Genomic DNA, 22,673 nt, shown 5'->3' with positions numbered 1-22,673 from the left:
TAATAATATTTGTACGTTATTAATTTGAATAACGATTGAACATGATGAATTATGAGTATGATTTACTCTGGTAACTCTTCATCTAAAAAGTATTTTAAAATATCCCCTAACAACGGTTTCCATGATTTCCAATTATGTCCACCATCAAATTCTTGATAGTGATAACGAATATCAAATTGATTAATGAGTGCATTCAACTCACGATTAGGAGTTAAAAAATTAGCACGTTTGCCATTCGTTGGTAATTTAAAGTCTTCCTCTTCTAAACCAATTCCATGCCAAATAGAAAGTTGTGATTTCGTGTCACATCTCTCAACTTTTTCTTTAACCACTTCATCGTATTGTGGACTTAACATTGCAACTTGGCTAAATATTGTTGGATACGTTAATGCTGTAAGTAATGCTATACTTCCAGCTAAACTATCACCCATTAAAAGTCGAGCGTTACCCACTTTGTATGTTGGGAAAGTTGCATCTATAAACGGTAATAGTTCTTTACCAACTGCTTGAACTGTTAAATGTGATCGACTACCTTTTGGATGAAACTCCTCACGACGTTTTTCTACATCTTCATAATGAAAACCTACAATAATCGCTCTTTGAATTTCATTATCTTTACGTAGTTTTTCATATTCTCGTTGAATTCTTCCAAACCTTAAAAAGTCTAAACCATCGAAGCATATAATCACTTGGTATTTAAATAAATCAGTATATTCTTCAGGTAAGTAAATAGAAATAGTAACATCTCTTTCTAATATGTCACTATACAATATATGTTTGTTAATTTTACCTGGTTTAAATTCAGACATGCTAAAACGCCCCCTAGTAGTATTATTTATATTGTACCAAGAGACGTTATATTTTTAAATTATGTGCGTTATGAACTTTGATTAAAACTGCAAAATGAAATCTACTGCTATGTTTATTTGTTCTATTTATTCCAATACTGATTAATAATTAATAAGTATATTCTTTCATCTTGAAAATGATAAACTCATTATTTATTTTTCAATCTTTCTGGATATGTTTTCAACCAGAATATTGCATTAGGTATTTTCTTCGCATCAGGCTTATAAACAGCATGGTAGCCAGAACCCAATTGTGCCTTTTGTTGTTCATAGTCTTTAAGTGCTTCTAACGCAGGCTTATGCAATATCCATATTGCTATAATATTCAACCATGCCATTAATCCAACACCTAAATCCCCTAATGCCCATGCGACATCAGCTGTTTTAATTGAACCATAAAAAGTTGCAAATAATAAAGCTAACCTTGCTATGATAAAGAAGATATGTGTAGTCCTCTTACTTTGATGTCTTGTTAAATAAGCTACATTGGTTTCTGCAATATAGTAATATGCCAATATCGTCGTAAAAGCAAAGAAGAATAAAGCAATGGCAATAAAGTATGAACCAATACCAGAAAAATGTGGATCAAAATGGTAGCCGCTACCATGGAAAGCTTTATCTATACCTGCTTGAGCATACATTGCAGTACCTGAATAATCTTTACTGCCATCTGCATTTTCTACAAATATTCCTCCATCTTTGATTAAATGTGGAGTGCCATTTGCATTAGTCTCGCCATCAGTTACGTTATATGTACCTGAAAGTAAAATGATGAGCGCTGTCGCTGTACATACAAATAAGGTATCTACATAAACTGAGAATGATTGAACAAGTCCTTGTTTAGTTGGATGAGAAACTTCTGCAGCTGATGCGGCGTGCGGTCCTGTACCTTGTCCTGCTTCATTAGAATACAAACCTCTTTTTACACCTATCTCAATCATGGCTCCGACAATCCCACCAAATGCTGACTGTAACCCAAACGCAGATTTGAAAATTAGTGCAAATAAAGCTGGAACATGTTGAATATTTATAATAATGATTATAATGGCCATTAATATATATATTACCGCCATAAACGGTACAACTGCTGTAGCAACATTAGCAATTGAACGTAGTCCACCAAAAATAATTAACGCTAAAATAACGACAACGATAATAGCCACTATCCAATTTGGAACATTAAAAGCATTGTGCATAGAGCTAGCAATTGCATTCGATTGAACACCAGGTAAGAGTAATCCTACTGAAATTACTGTTACAATCGCAAATATTAAACCATATATCTTTCCAAATTTTCCACCTATCCCATATTCAATATAGTATGCTGGTCCTCCACGATATTCTCCCTTATCTTCACGTTTGAAAATTTGCCCTAAAGTAGATTCGATAAATGCACTACTAGCACCTAGAAAGGCACTAATCCACATCCAAAATACAGCGCCTGGCCCTCCAATAAATATAGCAGTCGAGACACCTACAATGTTACCTGTCCCAACACGTCCTGCTAACGACATAGCTATAGCTTGAAAGCTTGTGATACCACTTGGTGACTTTTCCCCTTGGAACATTAAACGTATCATCTCTTTAAAATGTCTCACTTGGAAAAAACGCATTCTCAAACTAAATAAAATCCCTGTTAACAATAATCCGTATACTAATGGTTTACTCCAGACGAGATCATTTAAAAATGTAACGATTTTTCCAATCATCGTATACCCCCTTAATTATTATCGATTAAAAAAATTATACAATGTACATTTACACTTTGCAATATATTTTCAGAATTTTCATTAAATAATATGTATTTTTAACTTACTCAATATGTCACTTTATCGAATCATGACTCTTTTGTAGCTTTTCAATTTGAGATATACTATATAAGACTATAAAAAATGAAAATTTTCAGGAGGATCTATATATGTTAAATAAAGTTTGGTTTAGAACCGGCATAGCTTTAATTATGTTGTTCATACTCATCAAACTATTTATGCAAGTGCATGAAGTATTTACACCAGTTGTAACTATCATCGGTTCTGTTTTTCTTCCTTTTTTAATTAGTGGGTTCTTATTCTACATATGCTTACCATTTCAAACATTATTAGAAAAATGGGGATTCCCAAGATGGGCAAGTATTTTAACTATATTTGTAGTATTAATTGCAATTATCGCTATTGTTGTAGCCTTTATTGCACCTATCATTATTTCAAATATTAATAACTTAATTAAACAAACACCTGCCCTACAAAAAGAAACTGAGCGTTTAATCAATTTCTCACTAACACAAATTGATAAATTACCAAGTGATGTCACACATCGAATAAATAACATGGTTAAATCAATGGGAGATGGCGTCACAGATGTATTATCTAACTCAATTTCATATATTACATCATTAATTTCTACCATTTTCTTATTAATAATGGTACCGTTCTTCCTTATTTACATGTTGAAAGATCATGAAAAATTTATTCCTGCTGTAGCTAAATTTTTCAAAGGTGAACGTAAAGTATTTGTCGTAGATTTATTAAAAGACTTAAACTATACGTTAAAATCTTATATTCAAGGTCAAGTAACAGTTAGTGTTATCTTAGGTATCATCTTGTATATTGGTTATACAATAATCGGCTTACCTTATACACCGTTACTTGTTTTATTCGCTGGTGTTGCTAACTTAATACCATTCTTAGGTCCATGGCTTTCTTTCACGCCAGCAGCTATTTTAGGTATTATCGATGGACCTTCAACGTTCATTTGGGTATGTGTCATTACATTGATTGCTCAACAATTGGAAGGTAATGTCATCACGCCAAATGTAATGGGTAAATCACTTAGCATGCATCCATTAACAATTATTGTGGTTATATTAGCTGCAGGTGATTTAGGTGGTTTCACACTTATTTTAATTGCTGTACCTTTATATGCAGTGTTAAAAACAGTTATTAGCAATATCTTTAAATATCGTCAACGTATTATTGATAAAGCAAATAGCAATGTCAAAGATTAATAAAATTTGTCTTATCAATATTTACAAAGCAAAAAGACCAAGTGATTCTTTCATCAATCACTTGGTCTTTTATTATGTTATAAGTAATATACTTTTGTAGTTAATAACTCAACTATTTAATTGCGTGGAATCCACCATCTACATGAATATTTTCACCTGTCACACCACTTGATAAGTCACTTAATAAGTATGCAGCAGTTTTACCTACTTCTTCTTGATCGACATTACGTCTTAATGGTGAACGTTCTTCAATTTCTTTAAGTATAGTATTGAATCCACCCACACCTTTTGCACTTAGTGTACGAATAGGTCCTGCTGAAATAGCATTCACACGGATATTGTCTTCACCTAAGTCAAGCGCTAAATATTTAACATTAGCTTCTAAACTTGCTTTTGCAACACCCATAACATTATAGTTTTGTACTGCAAATTCGCCACCTAAATAAGTAGTTGCAACTATACTACCACCTTCAGGCATTAATTTTTTAGCTTCATGTGCAACAATGGTTAAAGAATATGAACTAATATCTTGTGCTAATAAGAAACCGTCTCTAGAAGTTTCAGAGAAACGTCCTCTTAAATCTTCCATATTTGCAAATGCGATTGAGTGGTAAACACCGTCGATATTACCTACTTCTTCACCAATTTTTGCAAATCCATTGATAACATCTTCATCACTTTGAACATCAATTTGATATAAACGTGCTTCAGGTTGATTTAATTGATCTAATAATTTTTCTAATTCTTTACGGCTACGTTCTTTACGATATGTAAATACTAATTTTGCACCTAATTGGTCCAATACTTTTGCAACACCAAAACCAATACTACGTTTATTAGCAATTCCCATAATGACGTAAGTTTTATTTTCTAGATTTAACATGCAAATAACTCCTTTAATATAGATATATAATAGTTGATTTCAAACGTTTCCTTCTTTATTCACTCACCATATTCTAACACTTTTAGTACCAGATAATAAAGCATTTTAGATTTGTCTAACTCCTATCACCCATTTAGACTTTCTTCTTCAATAGCAAATCGCCTGCAAGTATCACTTATACTTACAGACGATTTGTATAATAGATTAATAATAAAATTCTAATTCTTGTTTTAATTCGTCAACATATTCTTTTGATCCTGTAACAATCAATCTATCTTTGTAGCGTAATTGTGTGTCACCGTGTGGAACGATAGAGTCATTATTACGGACAATTCTCACGAAGATTATGTCTCCACCGAATGGGAAGTTTCGTAATTGCATATTTTCATATTGATGATTCAACATTTGAATCTCATACAATGATGTTTCTACATTACTTAATAGGTTAAGCATATTAGGTGTTTCTATTAAACCTTTAAGTAAAATCTTATTACTTAAGTAGTTACTGAAAATTTCAATACCTAATGATTTCATTTCCATATCTTCATTGGTACTTTCTAATCTACAAATAACACGTTCAACACCATGTTCTTTCGCCATTAGGGCCACTTTTCTATTTATTTCATCATCATTTGTCGCACAAACAACAATATCACGATCGAATAGACCTAATCTTTCTAGTATCTCTTGCTCATAATCCGCAATTTCAATCATTGTAATTTCATCGGATAACTTGCGACTATCACTTAAATCTTTACGATAATAAAGTGAAATATCATACAGTTGTGATGTTAAGTTCTGAGCAATTGGAATAGTGAGTTGATTTTTACCAATTAAACTCACTTCGATACGACGATTCATTTCATTTGGTACAGGGAATAATTTTTTAAAGATGACTGGTACAAATACACATGTAATGACTGCACTTAATATCAGTAATCCTGATGTCTCAGGCGAAATTGTCTTAAGCTGCTCCGCAATTTTGGCAGCTGCAATCACAAGCGATAATGTTGAAGTTAATAAAAATCCAGAGGCAATCGTTGTTTTTAAATCGAACCAACGTTTGATAATGAATACTGGAATTAACTTAGATACGATAAATGCTAAGATTAATATAGGAATAATAATCAGTAGCGATGGTTCTTTAACAAGTGACGGAATATTTAAATCAACACCAACCATAATGAAGAAAATTGGAATAAAGAATCCATAACCAAATGAATCTAACTTTTCAACCATTTCTTCATCAGGATTTAATAATGATACAACAACACCTGCTAAGAATGCTCCGAGTATGTATTCTGCACCTACGCCTTCAGCCAAAGCTACAAGCAATATAATAAGGGCAAAGACAGCACGAATACCAATTTGGGTTGTACCACCCATTAACTTTTGTAAAAATGACATGCGCTTGAATAATACACCGATAACATAAAATACAATAGTGAATACAACTAATATGCCAGTAAGCCATATAGTGCTACCACCATGGCCGTTCACTGCACCATATATAGTTAATAATATCATTGTAACTAAATCGGCTAATACCGCTACTAGAAGGATAAATTGTCCAATCGTAGTTCTCATAATGTTCATTTCTTTTAATGTCGGTACTACAACACCTAAAGAAATCGTTGAAATGATAATAACCATTAATAATACATCATCGATTAAACCGAACCATTTAAATGCAAAGGCTAAAATGATTGATACAATCATAATTAACCCGAAAACTAACATAGCTAGATTTAAATGACCAGGTACTTTCTTTTCTTCTTTACTTTCACCTTGTCGTGGTCGTGCATCCTTTTTAAATGCATTAAAATCAATTTCCAAACCACTTAAAAACATTAAAAAGATAAAGCCTAATGTTGATAGAATATTAAGCATAGAATCTTTGGTTACTAGATTTAAAAATGAATTACCAATGATAATTCCCATTAAGATTTCAGCGACGACTACTGGCAAAAAGTTGATATTCAACCTATTAACAATAATAGGTGTTAAAAATGCAGCAACGACTACAATCACAAGTGATAAGAACTCCATTCGTTCCTCCTTAAGTTAAATAAGACATAAATGATGTTGCTAAGCCGAAATAAATTAACATACTGACAATATCATTAATTGTTGTAATAAATGGACCACTTGCTACTGCTGGGTCAATTTTTAATTTATTCATAAGTAATGGAATCATTGATCCTACCAATGTTCCAACTGTCATAGCACAAGTCAAACTACCACCTACGATGACTGCTAATAATGGTTGTCGATAGATTGAAATAATAATAATAATTAAAATAATTGAGCACACAATTCCAGACAACAATCCGCTTCCTGCTTCTCTTAAAACTACTTTAAACTTACTTTGTTCATCAATATCTCCAGTTGAGATATTACGCACAGAAACGGCTAATGATTGTGTACCAGAATTACCTGACATCCCGCTAATAATAGGAATGAATGCTGCTAATAAGGCAACCTTAGATAATGTATCCTCAAAACTACCTAGAATAGTCGCTGTTATCATACCTAAGAATGTTAAAATGATTAACCACGGTAAGCGTTTCGTCGCTGTTTTGATGACTGAGTCATTCGTAGAGTCAATATCAGAAACCCCGGCTAAACGAGAGTAGTCTTCACTAGCTTCTTCGTCCATTACATCTAAAATGTCATCGATTGTAATGATTCCTAGTAAGTGATTTTGATAATCTACTACTGGTACCGCAATAAAATCATAGTCTCTCATTGTTTGTGCAACGTCTTCTTGGTCTGTTGCAACATCAACGCTAATAACACGTTCGCTCATGACATCTTCAATATAAGCATCGTTTTCAGCAGTGATTAGGTCCCTTAATGATAGAACACCAACTAATTGATCATCTTCATTTACCGCAAAAATGACATATATGGTTTCTGCATTAGGCGCTTGTTCTTTAACATGCATCAATGCTTCTTTCACGGGTGTTGTTGATTTTAAAGAAAGATATTCCGTCGTCATAATACCGCCGGCAGTATCTTCTTCATAATGTAACAATGCTTTGATTTCATTTGCATCTTCGTTATTCATTAATGTGAGTAAACTAGCAACTTTCGGTTTGGATAATTCGTTTAAAATATCTACCGCATTATCGTAAGACATCTCTTCTAAAATATGACTAGCATAGTTCGCATTGATATTATCGAATAGCTCCTCATATTCTTCATCATCTATATCTAAATGGTCGAAGAAATCAGCAACTTCACTAGGAGATAAGAATTCAAATATCTTTTGTCGCTTTTCTTCATCGGTATCTTCAAAGTACGCACTTTGTTCGTAATTATGCATTGATAAAAATTCTTCTCTAAATACATCAATGTCGCCATCTTGTAATAATCGATCTAATAAATCTTTATCATACACGTCTTCGTTCACATGTTCTTTCTCTTTTAATTCTGTGTCGTTAGACAAATTAAACACCTCCAAAACAATTTTTTATATTAAGTCATACCATTGATTGAGTTGTTTATGATCAATTTCGATATGTATCATTTTTTTATTAACTGGATGTTCAAAACAAAGTTTTGAACAATGTAAGCATTGCCCTTCTATTTTACCATGTTTTCCGCCGTACAATGTATCACCTATTAAAGGATGACCTATATATTGAAAATGCACTCTAATCTGATGTGTTCGACCCGTACACAGTTGCACTTCGCAACAACTTACATTCTCTTTTTGTTTTATAGTACGATACAATGTTTTGGCATATTTACCGTTTTCTGATACTTGCCTTTCTATAATACTTGCTTCATTTCTAGCAATGGGTGCTTCAATCACGCCACTTGGTTCAGTAATACCGTGTGCCAAACACGTATAAACCTTATCCATTTTAGTTTTTGAAAATAAATGGTGGATATAACCATATTTCGCGAAAAGTACAATCCCAGTAGTATTTCGATCTAAACGGGTTACGATGTGAGGATTGGTATGTTCACCTTTATGTAGTAAATAACCCAATACTTGTTCAACTAAGCTTTCATGTGGATGTTCACATGAAGGTGCACAGTTTTGTCTATTGGGTTTAGATACAATAATGATATAGTCGTCTTCGAATAATATATCTAGTGGTTTCAAGTATGGTAATAAATTGGCACTAGGTATTTCTAACGGTAGTTGAACAACAAGCTGATCGCCTAAGTTCAATTGATACCTCACTGTGAAAGGCCTCTGATTGACAAGTAAAGCGCCATTAGTTTTAATGGCGCTAATTGTTTTCTTAGAAAAGTCATGTCGTTGTAAAAATGATTTAAGCGTTTCTTGCTGTGCAATCGTATATCTAAAAATCATACTTCATCATCACTTGAAATAAATGAATCGTGTACCCTCTTCCAGAATGGGAATGGTCTAAAGCGTGCAAATCTTACCTTTTCATTTGCTACTCTATACTGGATTGCATTTACATTCTTATGCTTAATACTCACATGATCAATCGTAGTTCGTATTGTATCGTGATTGACAGGTGTTATCAAACAAGTATGATGTTTAGGAAGTACTAATGGTGAACCCACTGTTCTAAACACACGATTGTTGATTGAAGCAATCTCAGCAATTTGCATTGCTTCTAAAGATGGATGGATTAATGCACCACCTAAAGCCTTATTATAAGCTGTTGACCCAGATGGCGTAGATATACAAAGTCCATCTCCTCTAAAACGCTCAAAATGTTTACCGCGAATATTAACATCCACAACTAATGTTGATCCATTTTCAGTTTTCATTGTAGCTTCATTCAATGCTAAATACCTTGTTTCATAACCATTATTATTATATCGAACAATGATTTCTAATAATGGATATTCAATAACTTGAAATTCCGAATTATTGATTTCAATTATTAATTTTTCGACTTCATGAGGTAACCAGTCAGCATAAAACCCTAAATGTCCGGTGTGAACACCAACAAATGCCACTTTCGACAACATATGACTATATTGATGAAATGCTTGTAGTAAAGTGCCATCCCCACCGACTGAAATGACTATTTCTGGGTTTTCATTATCTTCAACCATCTGAAAATCTTTCATATAGTTAATCATTTTATGCTTTAACGCATTGGACTTAGAATCACCTTTAGTTAGGATTGTATAACGCATGTTTACACCTCATTAGTCATTTTCATGTTTTTTCGCACGTTTTTGAGTATAATACTTCTGTGCTTCTTGAATTTCATCTTTTATCTCGGACATTTCTTCGTCTAATAAGTAAGCCGCTTCTGCCGCTCTTTCTAAACGATGCTGTATCTCATCTGGATAATCTCCATCATATTTATAACGCAATGTATGTTCTATGGTTGACCAGAAATTCATAGCCAATGTTCTAATCTGAATTTCAGCTAGAATAGATTTCTGTCCATTTAATGTTTCAATAGGATATTCAATAATCACATGATATGAACGATAGCCACTTGGTTTGGTATTTCGAATATAGTCTCTTTCTTCAACAACACTAAAATCCTTACGTTGACGTAATATATTAACTACGACATCTATATCATCAACAAATTGGCACATAATTCTGAGTCCAGCTATGTCATACATTTCTTCTCTTAATCTATCAAATGGAATTTCCCTTTTGTTTGCTTTATCTATAATACTTGAAATAGGTTTAACGCGGCCTGTTACGAATTCAATGGGAGAACTGTGTTCACTAATCTCATATTGTTTACGTAATCCTTTTAATTTTACTTTTAATTCATTAACAGCCTGTTTGTAGGGTGTTAAAAATTGATCCCACTGGTTCATATTACTTCACTCCGCTTCATTCTAGTTCAAAAGTTTTTTCAACAGCAGAAACAAACTCCTTACCATAGTTATTATTGCCTTCAATATTGTCTAATATGTAATCTAATTCCTCTTGGAAATGTTTAAGTTCTAACTCATCGTTTACAATGAGTTTCTTCCCTTTGTTTTCATGTAACATCGACCATGTTTCTTCTACAAAGATTAAATACGAATAGGATTGACCATCATCTAAGATGTATGCAAATCCATAATTATCACTATCAACAAGCATTTGTCCTACTTCTTCTAATCCTTCAATCGAATCTTCTGAATAACAGTAAATTGTATCGTCTTTCACTTTGATTTCATTTATATATATACGCATGCTTGCCCCTCCTTATTCCATATTAGTTTAACATAATTTATGCTTACATCACACGTATGTAGCCGAATATTGTCACATTATTATATGTATTTGAATTTTTTTAGATATATTATTATTCTAATTTCAATTTTTAATAATGTTTGTCTTTTCAAAACATTGTCTTACTTTAAAACAAGAGCCAATTCAGTCATACTAATAGTAAATCAAACAATGACGCAGAGGAGTTACAATGAATGGCAACTAATAATGAAATTGAATTTAAACAAATACTTAGTGAATCAACATATAATAATATTAAAGATCAATATTTCAAGGATAAATCACCTTTCAAACAGATCAATTACTATATAGATACTGCCGATTTCAAACTCAAAGATCACTATTCTGCTTTAAGAATTCGAGTCAAAGACAATACTTATGAGATGACGCTCAAAGTACCTGCAGAGGTAGGTTTAACGGAATACAATTTTAATGTCCCTCTTGAACCTGAAATTGACAAAATGGTTTATCACAATCAATTGCCTGTCGAGATTAGACAAATTTTAGTGGATGACTTTGATGTTCAAGATGGTACATTAGTGATATTAGGCGCTTTAACTACATATAGAATGGAGACATCTTATCAAAATGAACTTCTTGTGTTAGACAAAAGTGAATATCTCGGCACTGAAGATTACGAGCTAGAATTCGAAGTACATGATTATGAAGAGGGTTTACAAAAGTTTTATGACTTACTGAAATCATTTCAAATGACCCACGAGAAGCCTTTAAACAAAGTCCAACGTTTCTTTAATAGAAAAGCTAATTTAGCGTAACAACAACAACGGAAGCTATAATGCAAATTACTTTCAAATGTAAAAATTCATGTTATATTAGATATATATTAATGAAATACGGTGATATTATGCCTAAAACACCATATGACATCATTGGGCAAGATGCACTATATCAAATGATTGATCATTTTTATCAATTAGTAGAAAAAGACGATAGAATTAATCATTTATTCCCTGGTGATTTTATAGAAACGAGTAGAAAACAAAAACAATTTTTAACTCAGTTTTTAGGAGGCCCTGATTTATATACACAGGAACATGGACATCCCATGTTGAAAAGACGACATATGGAATTTACGATTACTGAATATGAGCGCGATGCTTGGTTAGAAAATATGTCTATAGCAATTAATCATGCTAACTTCCCTGCTGGGGTTGGTGACTATTTATTTGAAAGATTGCGACTAACAGCTAATCATATGGTGAATTCCGAAAAATAATTGTAGGTGAAAAGACATGGCTGAAGAGTTAAGAGTAATGGAGAATAAGAGTCGTGAAGATGCAAATACTGATCTATCACCTGTATGCAAAATAGAAATTTACTCTTTTTTCGATCCTTTTAGTAAAGATTGTTTCAAAATATCGGCAATCTTATCAAAACTAAGAATTGAATATAATCAATATATACGTGTTAGACATATTCTTAATCCTTCATTAAAAGTTTTAACAAAATGCCAAGCACAAAGCACCTCTGATTTCGATAATATTGCACTCGCATACAAAGCGGCCGAATTACAAGGCCGTTTAAGAGCAGAACGATTTATACATTTAATGCAAAATGAAATTATACCTAAGCGCGATATTATCACCGAAGAAATGATATGTGATTGTGTAAAAAATGCTGGAATTGATTATGATGTGTTTAAAGAAGACTTACAGAAAAGTAAACTAACAGAAAGTTTAAAAGTTGACTTGCATATAGCACGTGAAATGGAAATAGAACAGTCTCCATCCCTCGTATTCTTCAGTGAAGACGTGCATGAAGAAGGGTTAAAAGTTGAAGGGCTTTATCCATATCACATATACACATACATCATCAATGAACTTATGGGAACGCCAATCGAAAAGAGTTTGCCACCGAAGTTAGAAACATATATACAACAGAAGCAACTTGTGACAATGGAAGAGTTACTCACAATATATGAGTGGCCTGAAAAATTATTAAATAAAGAATTGAAAAAACTCATGCTTCAACAGAAAGTGGAAAAATTAAATTATCCTGACGGCAAGTTTTGGAAATCTAAAATGCCTAAATGTTGAAATCCTATCTTGGCTCTATCAATATTTAAAAATCAGCGCAACAGATTATTTGATATCTGTTGCGCTGATTTTTTGTTTATTCATAATTTGAATAATTTATGTATATTGCCTACTACCTATTTTAAGACAAATAAAAAACGCCGTGTCTGATTACACGACGCTAAACAAAGGGGATGGGAGAAATTTTTCACTTCAAACAAAGGGGTATGTTTGTTATGTGATTAATTTCATGTTCATAATATAACACGACGTATAGCCCATTTCAACCTTTGAGTTTGATTAAATTTAAATTGTCACAATCTGTTCATAATGTAAGCGAATTCAATCATATTAAGCTTTCATAAGTTTTTCAAAAGCATCTAATTTCTGTTCAAATACTTCACAAGCTTGCTCAATTGGTTCAGGTGATGTCATATCTACACCTGCATTTTTTAAGATTTCAATTGGATAATTTGAGCTACCTTTTTTCAAGAATTCATTAATATATCTTTCAACAGCTGGTTGTCCCTCTGTTAAGATTTGGTGACTTAAACTTTGTGCAGCACTATAACCTGTTGCGTATTGATATACATAATAATTCATATAGAAGTGAGGAATTCGTGACCATTCTTTACTAATGTCTTCATCTGTTTCAACTGCATCACCAAAATATTGTTTATTCAGTTTGGCATACTCTTCATTCATACGAGTTGGAGTTAATGGTTCCCCTGCTTCTTCTATTTGATGAATTTTATGTTCAAATTCTGCAAACATGGTTTGACGGAATAATGTCGCTCTAAAGCGTTCGAGTTCTTGATTCAATAATAATAAACGTTTGTCGTCATCTAAATGTTTATCCATATAATCGCTTAATAAAGCTTCATTACATGTAGATGCTACTTCAGCTACAAATATTGTATAGTCACTTAGATTGGATGGTTGATTTTGACGACTGAAATAACTATGTGCTGAGTGACCAAATTCATGAACTAAAGTATATAAATCTGAAACTGTATCTGACCAATTTAATAAGATGAATGGATTTGTTAAATGTGCACCAGATGAATATCCACCAGATCGTTTACCTTTGTTTTCATAAACATCAACCCAGCGATTATCCAATCCTTCTTTAACCACATTTAAATATTCTTCACCCATTGGTTCAAGTGCTTTTAACATCCATGATTTAGCCTCTTCATAAGGCATTTCAAATTTAACGTCTTTCACTAATGGTGTATATAAATCATACATTTTTAAGTCATCGATGCCTAATAACTCTTGTCTTAAACGCGTATATCTATGAAGTAAAGGTAAATATTTGTGAACAGTTTTCACTAGGTTATCATAGACTTCTTCTGGAATATGATTATTACTCAAAGCTTTTTCACGAGCAGATTTATAGTGATGTGTACGCGCGTTAAATACATTTTTCTTCACTTCACCTGCTAATGTCGCGCCTAACGTATTGTTATGAGAACCATAAGCTTTATATACATTTCTAAATGCAGATTCTCTTAAAACACGATCATCTGATTCTAGATATTTTATAAACGTACCTTGCGTTAATGGATGTGCTTTACCATCTTTATCTATAGCATCTTCAAATTCTAAATCTGCATTACTGAACATACCGTATACATTTGAAGGCGTAGATAATGCATCTTGTGCTTCAGTTAATAATTTTTCAGTATCAGCATCTAGTATATGTGGGCGCTTTTCATTGATGAGTTGTAGATCAAATTCATATTGTTTTAATTTATCGTTTGATTGAATAAACGTTTGAATTGTCTTTTCATCAAGTTGTAAAATTTCTGGTACTAAAAAGCTCCATGCTGAACTAAATTTAATAATTAATTGATGTGCACGTGCTTCCATTCCTGTGTATTGATCATTGGCAGTATCTTGGTCTTGTTTTAAGTGGGCATAGACATATACCTTTTCTAATTTAGTACCTATTTCGTCTTCTAACGCTAATGCTTGATATAAAGTATCTGCACTATCTCCTAGGTGACCTTTAAATTGTTCTTCTTTACCAATGTCACTTTCTACATCTTTAAAAGCTTCTTCAAATGCATCATCACTCGGGAATATTGTTGTTAAATCCCATGTATATTCAGGATATTTATGTTCCTGTTCTTCTCTAGATAATTGTTGACTCATCATGTAAACCTCCTCGAAATAATCAATAACTTAATTTTCTCATTTTAACGGATAATTTGCACGTCATTACATTTCGTTTTTCGAGCATTTTGGTACTGTTCTATTATTTTATTTAACAGAATTGATTGGCTGTAATGGTGATTTGCAAAATGTCGTAACTTAATCACAGTATCTATGTTCTGACACGTCAATTCGTCACGTAGTTCTAAAAGTCGAAATTGTAGTTGCCATTCAATTGGATGTGTTTTGATAAAGATTTGTAATGGGATAATGATACCAAACTGTTGAATGACATGTTTGTCATTAAGTCGCAATTGATACATAGCACTTAAAGTGGGTTCTAATACCGAATTCTTACGACGACAGTATTGTATATATCGAGTTATCAAGCTTTCATCTAACTTATAATATGCCATATTGTTATGTCTTTTTTCCGTCAGTATTGTTGCCACATCTTCAACAATGGTCCTTGTTGCACGAAATTGTCTCCCTCCAATATTTTGGATATTTGAATATCTAATTAATTGGCAACACTTTTCTTGCCATGTGTACAAAGACCTATGAATCGCATTTATAAAACTGGCTTGCTGGTTATTTAATGTTAATTTACCGTTTCTGTATTTGATATCTTCGATAATCCAAACTGGTCTAAGTCCGACACTCATTAGCCCTACGGTACGCTTTTGAATTTCAGACAAAGGAATGGAAGAAAATTGTACTTCAATCGCAAATGATGAATTAACTACGATGTCAGGAAACTGTTGTATATTTTCATAATATGGTTCAATTTCAACATTATAGTTCACCCTTTTAAACATTGCGGCAATTGTGTATTTAGTTTGATAATGTAATGAACTTTCCCCTTTTGAACGCCATATCTTACATGGATCCATATGCGCAAAATGCGCTATTACTTTCGCCCCATTTTTTAAAATTACTTTCGTTCTACAATGTGGACAGTAATAGTTCCTATTCTTTATTGCTTGTTTTGCTAACACATATTCATGATTTTCATTTATAGCTACTAACATCAGTTCACCTCATATATTTCAACGAAGCAAACCCTCAATTTACTTGTGTCAATTATCGTTTCCTTAAATATAAAAAAAACGAGACATCAATATGTCTCGTTAAAATCACTCTATTATCATTATTCAACTGCATCAGTAAAGTAACGACGCACTTGTGAAGTAACGTTATGGCTCATAATAATCTTACCATAATCATTTAAATATACTTCTGTTTTATCAGTTGGGTATGCAAATTCTAATAATTGACTATAGCTATCGTTAATTGTCTCTTGATCAACAGTGTCATCAAAATGAATAGCATAGTAATATTGTGAGTCAACCATATAAAGTAAATCTTCAAACTCATCAGCACTTTGATTATTGTGATATGCATAATTAATGACTTGTTCTAAGTCTTCAAATTTTACAATCACTGTACGAATATTGGCTTGTTTACGTTGTCTTTGAGATTGCTCTTGTTGCGCTTTCTTTTGTTGATTACGTTGTTCAAATATATTTTCGATATTATCTTCGCTTTCAAGTGTTTGAGCTAAAAGTTCATTTACTTGGTCATCAAATTGATCAAAATTACCATCTTCGGCCATATTCATGGCGTCTTCATTTTTAGACTTAGAAATAGTCACTTCCACACCTTTTTCAAAGGCATGTACTTGAATCCATAATGGTCCTTCAACGACAAAATCTTCTTCTTCATTAATTTCATCCATCATTGACCAGAAGAATTCTTCACCGCGTTTGCGGTTAGTCCATAAATCTTCACGACTAAAACCACGTGCTTCTATGTCGCTATATGTTATAAACAATTTAACTGTTGTATCATCAACGCGTTCTATTCTCATATCATCTCACTCCTTACAGTCGATGAATAGTAACCATATTGTATTAGAACGTGACTCAAATTACAATCTATTTGTTTGATTAAATTTAACTATTCTTAAGATGGCTTCTTATATTAACATATTCCCTATTTTAATGCTAAAAAACAGCGTATTTATTCTCGATTTACTTTTTAAAGCATACACAAAAGACAACACCATTTAACAATAGTGTTGTCTTAATATCTTTTAGTAAAGTGATAAAATCACATAGTTATTAAAGTAATTAGTCAACCAAACGTTGAGCTTCTTGTAATTGGAACGTACGGACTTTTCTTGGTAAGAAACGTCTGATTTCATCCTCGTTATAACCTACTTGTAAACGTTTATCATCTAAAATGATTGGGCGACGTAATAAACCTGGGTTATCTTGAATAATTGAATATAAATCTTGTAATGGTAAAGAATCAATATCAACATTCAATTTTTGGTATGTTTTAGAACGAGTTGAAATAATTTCATCAGTTCCGTCTTCAGTCATTTTTAATATTAATTTAATTTCATCGATTGTTAAATGTTCAGAAAAAATGTTACGCTCCGTATATGGAATGTCATGTTCTTGTAACCATGCTTTCGCTTTACGGCAAGATGTGCAACTTGGTGAAGTAAATAATGTTACCATACATCTCACTCTCCTATAAATGGATTCATTCATTAATTTTAAATTAGTTATAGATTAAAGAAATGATTATTATTTGCTTTCTTAACCTTACAATATATATTATAACCATCTAACATTAAAATTAAATGAGAAAATCCTAATTTTTCTGAGAAATCTTGAAATTATTCAAAATTATCTCTCAACTATTTAATACTTAGATATACATTCATTTTAACACAACTTACAATTTAAAGAAATACTGTTATAATGAGAGATAAATAATATTTGAGAAAGTAGGCATCTAATATGGAAACATTATTTTCAGGCATTCAACCAAGCGGTATACCAACAATTGGTAACTATATAGGTGCATTAAAACAATTTGAAGAAATACAAAATGATTATGATTGTTTCTTCTGTATTGTTGATCAACATGCAATCACTGTACCTCAAGACCGTTTGAAATTACGCAAACAAATTAGACAACTCGCAGCAATATATCTAGCCTCAGGTATTGATCCTGACAAATCTACCCTATTCATTCAATCTGAAGTACCTGCACATGTTCAAGCAGGATGGATGCTCACTACAATAGCTTCAATTGGTGAATTAGAACGTATGACACAATTTAAAGATAAAGCTCAAAAACGAACTGATGGCGTCCCAGCTGGATTACTTACTTATCCACCATTAATGGCAGCTGATATAGTGATTTATAATACTAATATTGTTCCTGTTGGTGAAGATCAAAAACAACATATGGAATTGACACGTAATTTGGTAGATAGATTTAATAGTCGTTATAATGACGTATTAATTAAACCAGAAATCCGTATGCCAAAAGTGGGTGGTCGTGTGATGAGTTTACAAGACCCTACTAAAAAAATGAGTAAAAGTGATGATAATCAAAAGAACTTCATTTCACTATTAGACGAACCAAATGTAGCAGCTAAAAAAATTAAAAGTGCTGTTACTGATTCAGATGGTATTATTAAGTTTGACCGTGATAATAAACCAGGCGTTTCTAATTTACTTTCAATCTATTCTGGTTTAACTAACGAACCTATTAAAGAAATTGAAGCGAAATATGATGGTGAAGGTTACGGAAAATTCAAAGGTGATTTAGCAGAAATAGTTAAATCATTCCTAGTTGACTTCCAAGAAAAATACGACGCATTTTATAACTCTGATGAACTAGATGACATTTTAGATAAAGGTAGAGAAAAGGCACATCAAGCCTCATTTAAAACATTGAAAAAAATGGAAAAAGCTATGGGTCTTGGCCGTAAAAGATAATCGATTCACCATACGAAAAAGCACTGAGGTTGTCATTCCTCAGTGCTTTTTAATTATATTATTTTTTCTTTTTACCAGTTTCTCTATCAATCGATTTATCGATATACACATCTTTTAATGTAGTATCAGGACCTACCTTATGGTACACCAATCCTTTTACTTGAGGATTTGTTAGATGGGCCTCTCCTTTTTGATAAACTGGTGCAACAGGTGCTTCATTTAGCAAAATTCTTTCTGCTTTTTGAAGTGTTGCATTTCTTTCATTTTCATTCTGAAGTAATTTACCATTGGCATCTTTTATTAGCTTATCGTATTCTTTATTACTCCACTCTGTGTTATTTTGTGAATTACCTGTTGTCATTGTTTGTAAAAATGCGGTTGGATCTGGATAATCTGGTACCCAGCCTGCATAAGAAGCTTCATAGTTATTTGCAAGTTCTAAATTGGTCTTTTGTTTAAATGGCAACTGTTTTACCTTCATTTGTACTCCTGGTAAATTTTTTTCTATCTGAGACTTAATATATTCCGCAGAAATTTTTTGAACAGGTGTATCTTGTACATTTAATGTAAACGTCACCTTCTTCTTACCTAGTTCTTTTTTTGCTTTTTTCCAATTTTCTTTAGCCTCTTTTTCGTTATATTTCAATGGAGAATTTATAATGCTGGCGAAATCCTTACCTTCGGGTGTTTTAGAAGTTCCAAAAGCTGTAAAATTATTTGATGCTAAAGACCCATCATTAAATACAGATTTAACATATTGCTTTTTATTAATTGCTTTTGAAATCGCTAATCTTAAATGTTTATTTTTAAATTCAGGAACCTGCTTTTCATTCAATTTAATGAAGAACGTACCAGCTGTCAATCTTTTATTTAGTGCAACTGAGTTTTTATATTTATCCACTTGTTCAGCAGCTATTATTGCATCATCAACAGAATTGGTATCATACAAGGCAGCTCCAGCTTGGTTATCCTTAAGTACTTTATAATTTACACGACTAAGTTTAACATTATTTTTATCCCAATAGTCTTTATTCTTTACTAATTGGATTTTATCTTCAACTTGCCAATTCACTACTTTGAATGGTCCATTGTAAACAGCCTTATCATCAGTTGTTCCATAAGATTTACCATATTTATTAGCCACTTTTTCATTTTGAGGATTAAAAGTATTTAAGGCTAACAACTCATTGATGTATGGCACCGGTCTTTCCAATTTAACTTGTAGTTTATATTTATTTAGCGCTTTGATACCTAAATCCTTAACTGGCTTTTTACCGGCATTAACTTGATCCGCATTTTTTATATCACTCATAATATACGCAAATTCTGAACCAGTTTTAGGATCAACTACTTTTCTCCAGGCGAAAACAAAGTCGTTTGCAGTAACTGGGTCCCCATTACTCCATTTCGCGTCTTTTCTTAAATTAATAGTAAGTGTTTTACCATCCTTACTTTTCTTAGGAAATTTTGTTGCAACAGCTGGCTCTGCTTGATCACGTTTATCCATTGTATATAGCCCTTCAAATACTTGTCCCGCAACATCACTTGACACTGACTCAGTCATCAAGGTTGTATCTAATGTAGTCATATCTTGTGGTATAACTTTTCTAAATACTTGACCCTCATCTGAATATAAACTTTTACTGTTACTGCACCCTGATAAGGTGCTTAATGAAATGATAAAAATCGCAATCAGTGTTATCCATTTTCTCATACGTATCCCCCTCCCTTTAATTATCCTTCTGTATTAACATGCTGTTTTAATTTTTCTGCTTCCGCTTCAGTTGCAAAGACAAAGTGTTCTGGTCGAATCTCGTGCAATTGTCTATTTTGATCATCTGCATTGCTTGCTTCATATGTAATCCGTTTTCTTTGTCTTTCAACGTCTGGATCAGGTTGAGGAATCGCTGATAATAATGACTTCGTATAGTCATGTAAAGGATGATTATATATATCATCTGCAGGTCCGAGTTCAACAATTTTCCCAAAATGCATCACAGCTATTCTGTCTGAAATATATTTAACCATTGATAAATCATGGGCAATAAATAAGAACGTAATCCCTTTTTCTCTTTGTAGTCGTAACATTATATTGACGACTTGTGCTTGTATGGAAACGTCTAATGCTGAAATCGGCTCATCAGCAATAATAAATTCTGGTTCTACTGCTAATGCTCGTGCTATACCAATACGTTGACGTTGTCCACCTGAAAATTCATGAGGATAACGGTTCGCATGTTCTTTACTTAAGCCTACTGTTTCTAATGCATCATATACACGCTTTTTACGATTTCGTTTATCAGTAGCTAAATGATGAATATCTATACCTTCTCCAACAATATCCATGACTTTTAGACGTGGGTTTAAAGACGCATAGGGATCTTGAAAGATCATTTGAATCTTCTTGTTGAATTTCAACATATCTTGGCGTTTACGAATATTATGTATATCCGTACCATCATAAATGATTTCTCCACTAGTAATATCATTTAATTTAATGATAGCTTTACCTGTAGTTGATTTACCACAACCTGATTCTCCAACTAAACCTAAAGTTTCACCTTTATAAATATCAAACGAAATATCTTCAATTGCTCTAACTTCGTTCTTTTTACCTTGGTTAAAATATTGTTTTAAATGTTTCACTTCTACTAATTTCTTTTTTTGGTTAATCATTAAACGCCACCCTCTCTACTTTGATGGGTTGTTCATATTGGTTAGGTAATGTTTTAAAGCGCTTTTGAACTGCTAATGGTGGTTCAACTTTGGGCGCTCTTTCATCTAATAACCATGACTTAACAAAATGTGTAGGCGATACTTTAAACCACGGTGCTTCTTCTTTAAAATCAATATCTAATGCATACTGACTTCGTCTAGCAAATGCATCTCCTACCGGTGGATGTAATAAATCTGGTGGTGTTCCAGGAATTGCAATTAAGTCTGTATCATTACTCGTAGTTAAATCTGGCATGGATGATAATAATCCCCAAGTATAAGGGTGTTTAGGACCATAGAAGATTTCATCAACATTACCTGTTTCAATCATTTGTCCGCCATACATAACGGCTACTCTATCAGCAACATTTGCTACAACACCTAGATCATGTGTAATAAAAATAATTGAAGTATTAATTTTCTGTTGAAGTTCCTTCATCAAATCTAATATTTGCGCTTGCATTGTTACATCAAGTGCTGTCGTCGGTTCGTCAGCGATTAATACTTTGGGTTCACATGCCAGTGCTGTTGCGATAACAATTCTTTGTCTTTGACCACCTGAAAATTGATGTGGGTATGCTTTAAAACGCTTTTCAGCATTTGGCAATCCAACTAGATTTAAAATTTCTAATGCGCGTTGTTTAGCTTCAGATTTACTTAGATTTTTATGTTTAATTAATGGTTCCATAACTTGTTTGCCAATTTGCATCGTTGGGTTTAAAGAGGTCATTGGATCTTGGAATATCATTGAGATATCTCTACCGCGCAATTTGATTAATTCTTTTTCACTTTTATTTGCCAAATTTTCCCCTAAAAAGTTAATTTCTCCCTGTTTAATTCGACCAGCATCCCCTTGGAATAGCTTCGTGATTGCTTTAGTCGTAACGGATTTGCCAGAACCTGATTCTCCAACAATTGCCAATGTTTCCCCTTTATTCAGGTAAAAGTCTACACCTCGGACAGCTTGAACTTCACCTGCAGAAATATCAAACGAAACATGCAAGTCGTTGACTTCTAAAATTCTCTCTGTCATATAC

General features: G+C 32.7%; 21 protein-coding genes. 5 read left to right on the top strand and 16 right to left on the bottom strand.

Annotated elements, in window-relative coordinates; genetic code table 11:
* Window positions 1-62 precede the first annotated feature (62 nt).
* Window positions 63-809, bottom strand: a complete 747-nt coding sequence (locus AC2D8K_RS03530) for an esterase family protein (RefSeq protein WP_002450759.1) — start codon at window positions 807-809, stop codon at window positions 63-65.
* A gap of 188 nt (window positions 810-997) precedes the next feature.
* A complete protein-coding gene (locus AC2D8K_RS03525; RefSeq protein WP_002450760.1) occupies window positions 998-2,557 on the bottom strand; it encodes an alanine/glycine:cation symporter family protein in 1,560 nt (519 codons plus the stop codon).
* 209 nt (window positions 2,558-2,766) lie between these two features.
* Between AC2D8K_RS03525 and cozEa the strand changes: the two genes are divergently transcribed.
* The gene (gene cozEa, locus AC2D8K_RS03520) at window positions 2,767-3,852 is read left to right on the top strand and encodes a lipoteichoic acid biosynthesis protein CozEa (protein ID WP_002450761.1); all 1,086 of its coding nucleotides are present in this window, start codon (window positions 2,767-2,769) and stop codon (window positions 3,850-3,852) included.
* A 112-nt stretch (window positions 3,853-3,964) separates the two neighbouring features.
* On the opposite strand, the gene fabI is transcribed toward cozEa, so the two are convergent.
* The 7 genes from fabI to AC2D8K_RS03485 all read right to left on the bottom strand — a co-directional run bounded on the left by fabI (window position 3,965) and on the right by AC2D8K_RS03485 (window position 10,883).
* On the bottom strand, window positions 3,965-4,735 hold the full coding sequence (gene fabI / locus AC2D8K_RS03515) for an enoyl-ACP reductase FabI (RefSeq protein ID WP_002450762.1): 771 nt from the start codon (window positions 4,733-4,735) through the stop codon (window positions 3,965-3,967).
* A gap of 204 nt (window positions 4,736-4,939) precedes the next feature.
* The gene (locus AC2D8K_RS03510) at window positions 4,940-6,784 is read right to left on the bottom strand and encodes a monovalent cation:proton antiporter family protein (protein ID WP_002450763.1); all 1,845 of its coding nucleotides are present in this window, start codon (window positions 6,782-6,784) and stop codon (window positions 4,940-4,942) included.
* A gap of 10 nt (window positions 6,785-6,794) precedes the next feature.
* A complete protein-coding gene (gene mgtE, locus AC2D8K_RS03505) occupies window positions 6,795-8,186 on the bottom strand; it encodes a magnesium transporter (protein ID WP_002450764.1) in 1,392 nt (463 codons plus the stop codon).
* Window positions 8,187-8,210: 24 nt separating this feature from the next.
* A complete protein-coding gene (locus AC2D8K_RS03500) occupies window positions 8,211-9,065 on the bottom strand; it encodes an RluA family pseudouridine synthase (RefSeq protein WP_002450765.1) in 855 nt (284 codons plus the stop codon).
* On the bottom strand, window positions 9,062-9,871 hold the full coding sequence (locus AC2D8K_RS03495; protein WP_002450766.1) for an NAD kinase: 810 nt from the start codon (window positions 9,869-9,871) through the stop codon (window positions 9,062-9,064). Before AC2D8K_RS03495 ends, AC2D8K_RS03500 begins: the two co-directional genes overlap by 4 nt.
* Before the next feature lie 12 nt (window positions 9,872-9,883).
* Window positions 9,884-10,519: a GTP diphosphokinase gene (gene yjbM, locus AC2D8K_RS03490; protein WP_002450767.1), complete on the bottom strand. Its 636-nt coding sequence runs from the start codon at window positions 10,517-10,519 to the stop codon at window positions 9,884-9,886.
* 16 nt (window positions 10,520-10,535) lie between these two features.
* Entirely contained in the window at window positions 10,536-10,883 is a 348-nt protein-coding gene (locus AC2D8K_RS03485) for a UPF0738 family protein (RefSeq protein WP_002450768.1), read from the bottom strand.
* 233 nt (window positions 10,884-11,116) lie between these two features.
* Between AC2D8K_RS03485 and AC2D8K_RS03480 the strand changes: the two genes are divergently transcribed.
* From AC2D8K_RS03480 to yjbH, 3 genes are all read left to right on the top strand, one after another.
* A complete protein-coding gene (locus AC2D8K_RS03480; protein WP_002450769.1) occupies window positions 11,117-11,698 on the top strand; it encodes a CYTH domain-containing protein in 582 nt (193 codons plus the stop codon).
* A gap of 89 nt (window positions 11,699-11,787) precedes the next feature.
* Window positions 11,788-12,159 (top strand): truncated hemoglobin YjbI, encoded by a 372-nt coding sequence (locus AC2D8K_RS03475; RefSeq protein WP_002450770.1) that lies wholly within the window; start codon window positions 11,788-11,790, stop codon window positions 12,157-12,159.
* 16 nt (window positions 12,160-12,175) lie between these two features.
* Complete coding sequence (gene yjbH, locus AC2D8K_RS03470) at window positions 12,176-12,979, top strand: protease adaptor protein YjbH (RefSeq protein ID WP_002450771.1); 804 nt, start codon at window positions 12,176-12,178, stop codon at window positions 12,977-12,979.
* Between the two features lie 330 nt (window positions 12,980-13,309).
* On the opposite strand, the gene pepF is transcribed toward yjbH, so the two are convergent.
* The 4 genes from pepF to spxA all read right to left on the bottom strand — a co-directional run bounded on the left by pepF (window position 13,310) and on the right by spxA (window position 17,646).
* Entirely contained in the window at window positions 13,310-15,118 is a 1,809-nt protein-coding gene (gene pepF, locus AC2D8K_RS03465) for an oligoendopeptidase F (protein WP_037551955.1), read from the bottom strand.
* A gap of 44 nt (window positions 15,119-15,162) precedes the next feature.
* Window positions 15,163-16,149 (bottom strand): competence protein CoiA, encoded by a 987-nt coding sequence (locus tag AC2D8K_RS03460; RefSeq protein ID WP_484698016.1) that lies wholly within the window; start codon window positions 16,147-16,149, stop codon window positions 15,163-15,165.
* A gap of 119 nt (window positions 16,150-16,268) precedes the next feature.
* Window positions 16,269-16,988, bottom strand: coding sequence for an adaptor protein MecA (gene mecA, locus AC2D8K_RS03455; protein ID WP_002450774.1), 720 nt, complete (start codon window positions 16,986-16,988; stop codon window positions 16,269-16,271).
* 262 nt (window positions 16,989-17,250) lie between these two features.
* Window positions 17,251-17,646: a transcriptional regulator SpxA gene (gene spxA / locus AC2D8K_RS03450; RefSeq protein WP_002450775.1), complete on the bottom strand. Its 396-nt coding sequence runs from the start codon at window positions 17,644-17,646 to the stop codon at window positions 17,251-17,253.
* 285 nt (window positions 17,647-17,931) lie between these two features.
* On the opposite strand from spxA, the gene trpS reads away from it, so the two are divergent.
* A complete protein-coding gene (gene trpS / locus AC2D8K_RS03445) occupies window positions 17,932-18,921 on the top strand; it encodes a tryptophan--tRNA ligase (RefSeq protein WP_002450776.1) in 990 nt (329 codons plus the stop codon).
* A gap of 58 nt (window positions 18,922-18,979) precedes the next feature.
* On the opposite strand, the gene AC2D8K_RS03440 is transcribed toward trpS, so the two are convergent.
* From AC2D8K_RS03440 to AC2D8K_RS03430, 3 genes are read right to left on the bottom strand one after another with little or no spacing between them, the layout of a single operon-like run.
* On the bottom strand, window positions 18,980-20,635 hold the full coding sequence (locus tag AC2D8K_RS03440) for a peptide ABC transporter substrate-binding protein (RefSeq protein ID WP_002450777.1): 1,656 nt from the start codon (window positions 20,633-20,635) through the stop codon (window positions 18,980-18,982).
* 20 nt (window positions 20,636-20,655) lie between these two features.
* Window positions 20,656-21,597, bottom strand: coding sequence for an ABC transporter ATP-binding protein (locus AC2D8K_RS03435; protein ID WP_002450778.1), 942 nt, complete (start codon window positions 21,595-21,597; stop codon window positions 20,656-20,658).
* Window positions 21,590-22,669, bottom strand: coding sequence for an ABC transporter ATP-binding protein (locus tag AC2D8K_RS03430; protein WP_002450779.1), 1,080 nt, complete (start codon window positions 22,667-22,669; stop codon window positions 21,590-21,592). Before AC2D8K_RS03430 ends, AC2D8K_RS03435 begins: the two co-directional genes overlap by 8 nt.
* Window positions 22,670-22,673 lie beyond the last annotated feature (4 nt).

The organism is Staphylococcus sp. 510 (assembly GCF_057219715.1).
Note: the sequence above shows the minus strand (reverse complement) of the source record. Positions and strands in the feature narration are given on the sequence as shown.

What these genes read in the sequence shown, in the direction of transcription:
- pepF (WP_037551955.1), bottom strand. Translation starts at nt 15,118, where the DNA reads ATGAGTCAACAATTATCTAGAGAAGAACAGGAACATAAATATCCTGAA.
- AC2D8K_RS03525 (WP_002450760.1), bottom strand. Translation starts at nt 2,557, where the DNA reads ATGATTGGAAAAATCGTTACATTTTTAAATGATCTCGTCTGGAGTAAA.
- yjbM (WP_002450767.1), bottom strand. Translation starts at nt 10,519, where the DNA reads ATGAACCAGTGGGATCAATTTTTAACACCCTACAAACAGGCTGTTAAT.
- AC2D8K_RS03480 (WP_002450769.1), top strand. Translation starts at nt 11,117, where the DNA reads ATGGCAACTAATAATGAAATTGAATTTAAACAAATACTTAGTGAATCA.
- trpS (WP_002450776.1), top strand. Translation starts at nt 17,932, where the DNA reads ATGGAAACATTATTTTCAGGCATTCAACCAAGCGGTATACCAACAATT.
- mecA (WP_002450774.1), bottom strand. Translation starts at nt 16,988, where the DNA reads ATGAGAATAGAACGCGTTGATGATACAACAGTTAAATTGTTTATAACA.
- AC2D8K_RS03440 (WP_002450777.1), bottom strand. Translation starts at nt 20,635, where the DNA reads ATGAGAAAATGGATAACACTGATTGCGATTTTTATCATTTCATTAAGC.
- fabI (WP_002450762.1), bottom strand. Translation starts at nt 4,735, where the DNA reads ATGTTAAATCTAGAAAATAAAACTTACGTCATTATGGGAATTGCTAAT.
- AC2D8K_RS03530 (WP_002450759.1), bottom strand. Translation starts at nt 809, where the DNA reads ATGTCTGAATTTAAACCAGGTAAAATTAACAAACATATATTGTATAGT.
- AC2D8K_RS03430 (WP_002450779.1), bottom strand. Translation starts at nt 22,669, where the DNA reads ATGACAGAGAGAATTTTAGAAGTCAACGACTTGCATGTTTCGTTTGAT.
- AC2D8K_RS03500 (WP_002450765.1), bottom strand. Translation starts at nt 9,065, where the DNA reads ATGATTTTTAGATATACGATTGCACAGCAAGAAACGCTTAAATCATTT.
- spxA (WP_002450775.1), bottom strand. Translation starts at nt 17,646, where the DNA reads ATGGTAACATTATTTACTTCACCAAGTTGCACATCTTGCCGTAAAGCG.
- cozEa (WP_002450761.1), top strand. Translation starts at nt 2,767, where the DNA reads ATGTTAAATAAAGTTTGGTTTAGAACCGGCATAGCTTTAATTATGTTG.
- AC2D8K_RS03475 (WP_002450770.1), top strand. Translation starts at nt 11,788, where the DNA reads ATGCCTAAAACACCATATGACATCATTGGGCAAGATGCACTATATCAA.
- AC2D8K_RS03485 (WP_002450768.1), bottom strand. Translation starts at nt 10,883, where the DNA reads ATGCGTATATATATAAATGAAATCAAAGTGAAAGACGATACAATTTAC.
- AC2D8K_RS03510 (WP_002450763.1), bottom strand. Translation starts at nt 6,784, where the DNA reads ATGGAGTTCTTATCACTTGTGATTGTAGTCGTTGCTGCATTTTTAACA.
- AC2D8K_RS03435 (WP_002450778.1), bottom strand. Translation starts at nt 21,597, where the DNA reads ATGATTAACCAAAAAAAGAAATTAGTAGAAGTGAAACATTTAAAACAA.
- yjbH (WP_002450771.1), top strand. Translation starts at nt 12,176, where the DNA reads ATGGCTGAAGAGTTAAGAGTAATGGAGAATAAGAGTCGTGAAGATGCA.
- AC2D8K_RS03460 (WP_484698016.1), bottom strand. Translation starts at nt 16,149, where the DNA reads ATGTTAGTAGCTATAAATGAAAATCATGAATATGTGTTAGCAAAACAA.
- AC2D8K_RS03495 (WP_002450766.1), bottom strand. Translation starts at nt 9,871, where the DNA reads ATGCGTTATACAATCCTAACTAAAGGTGATTCTAAGTCCAATGCGTTA.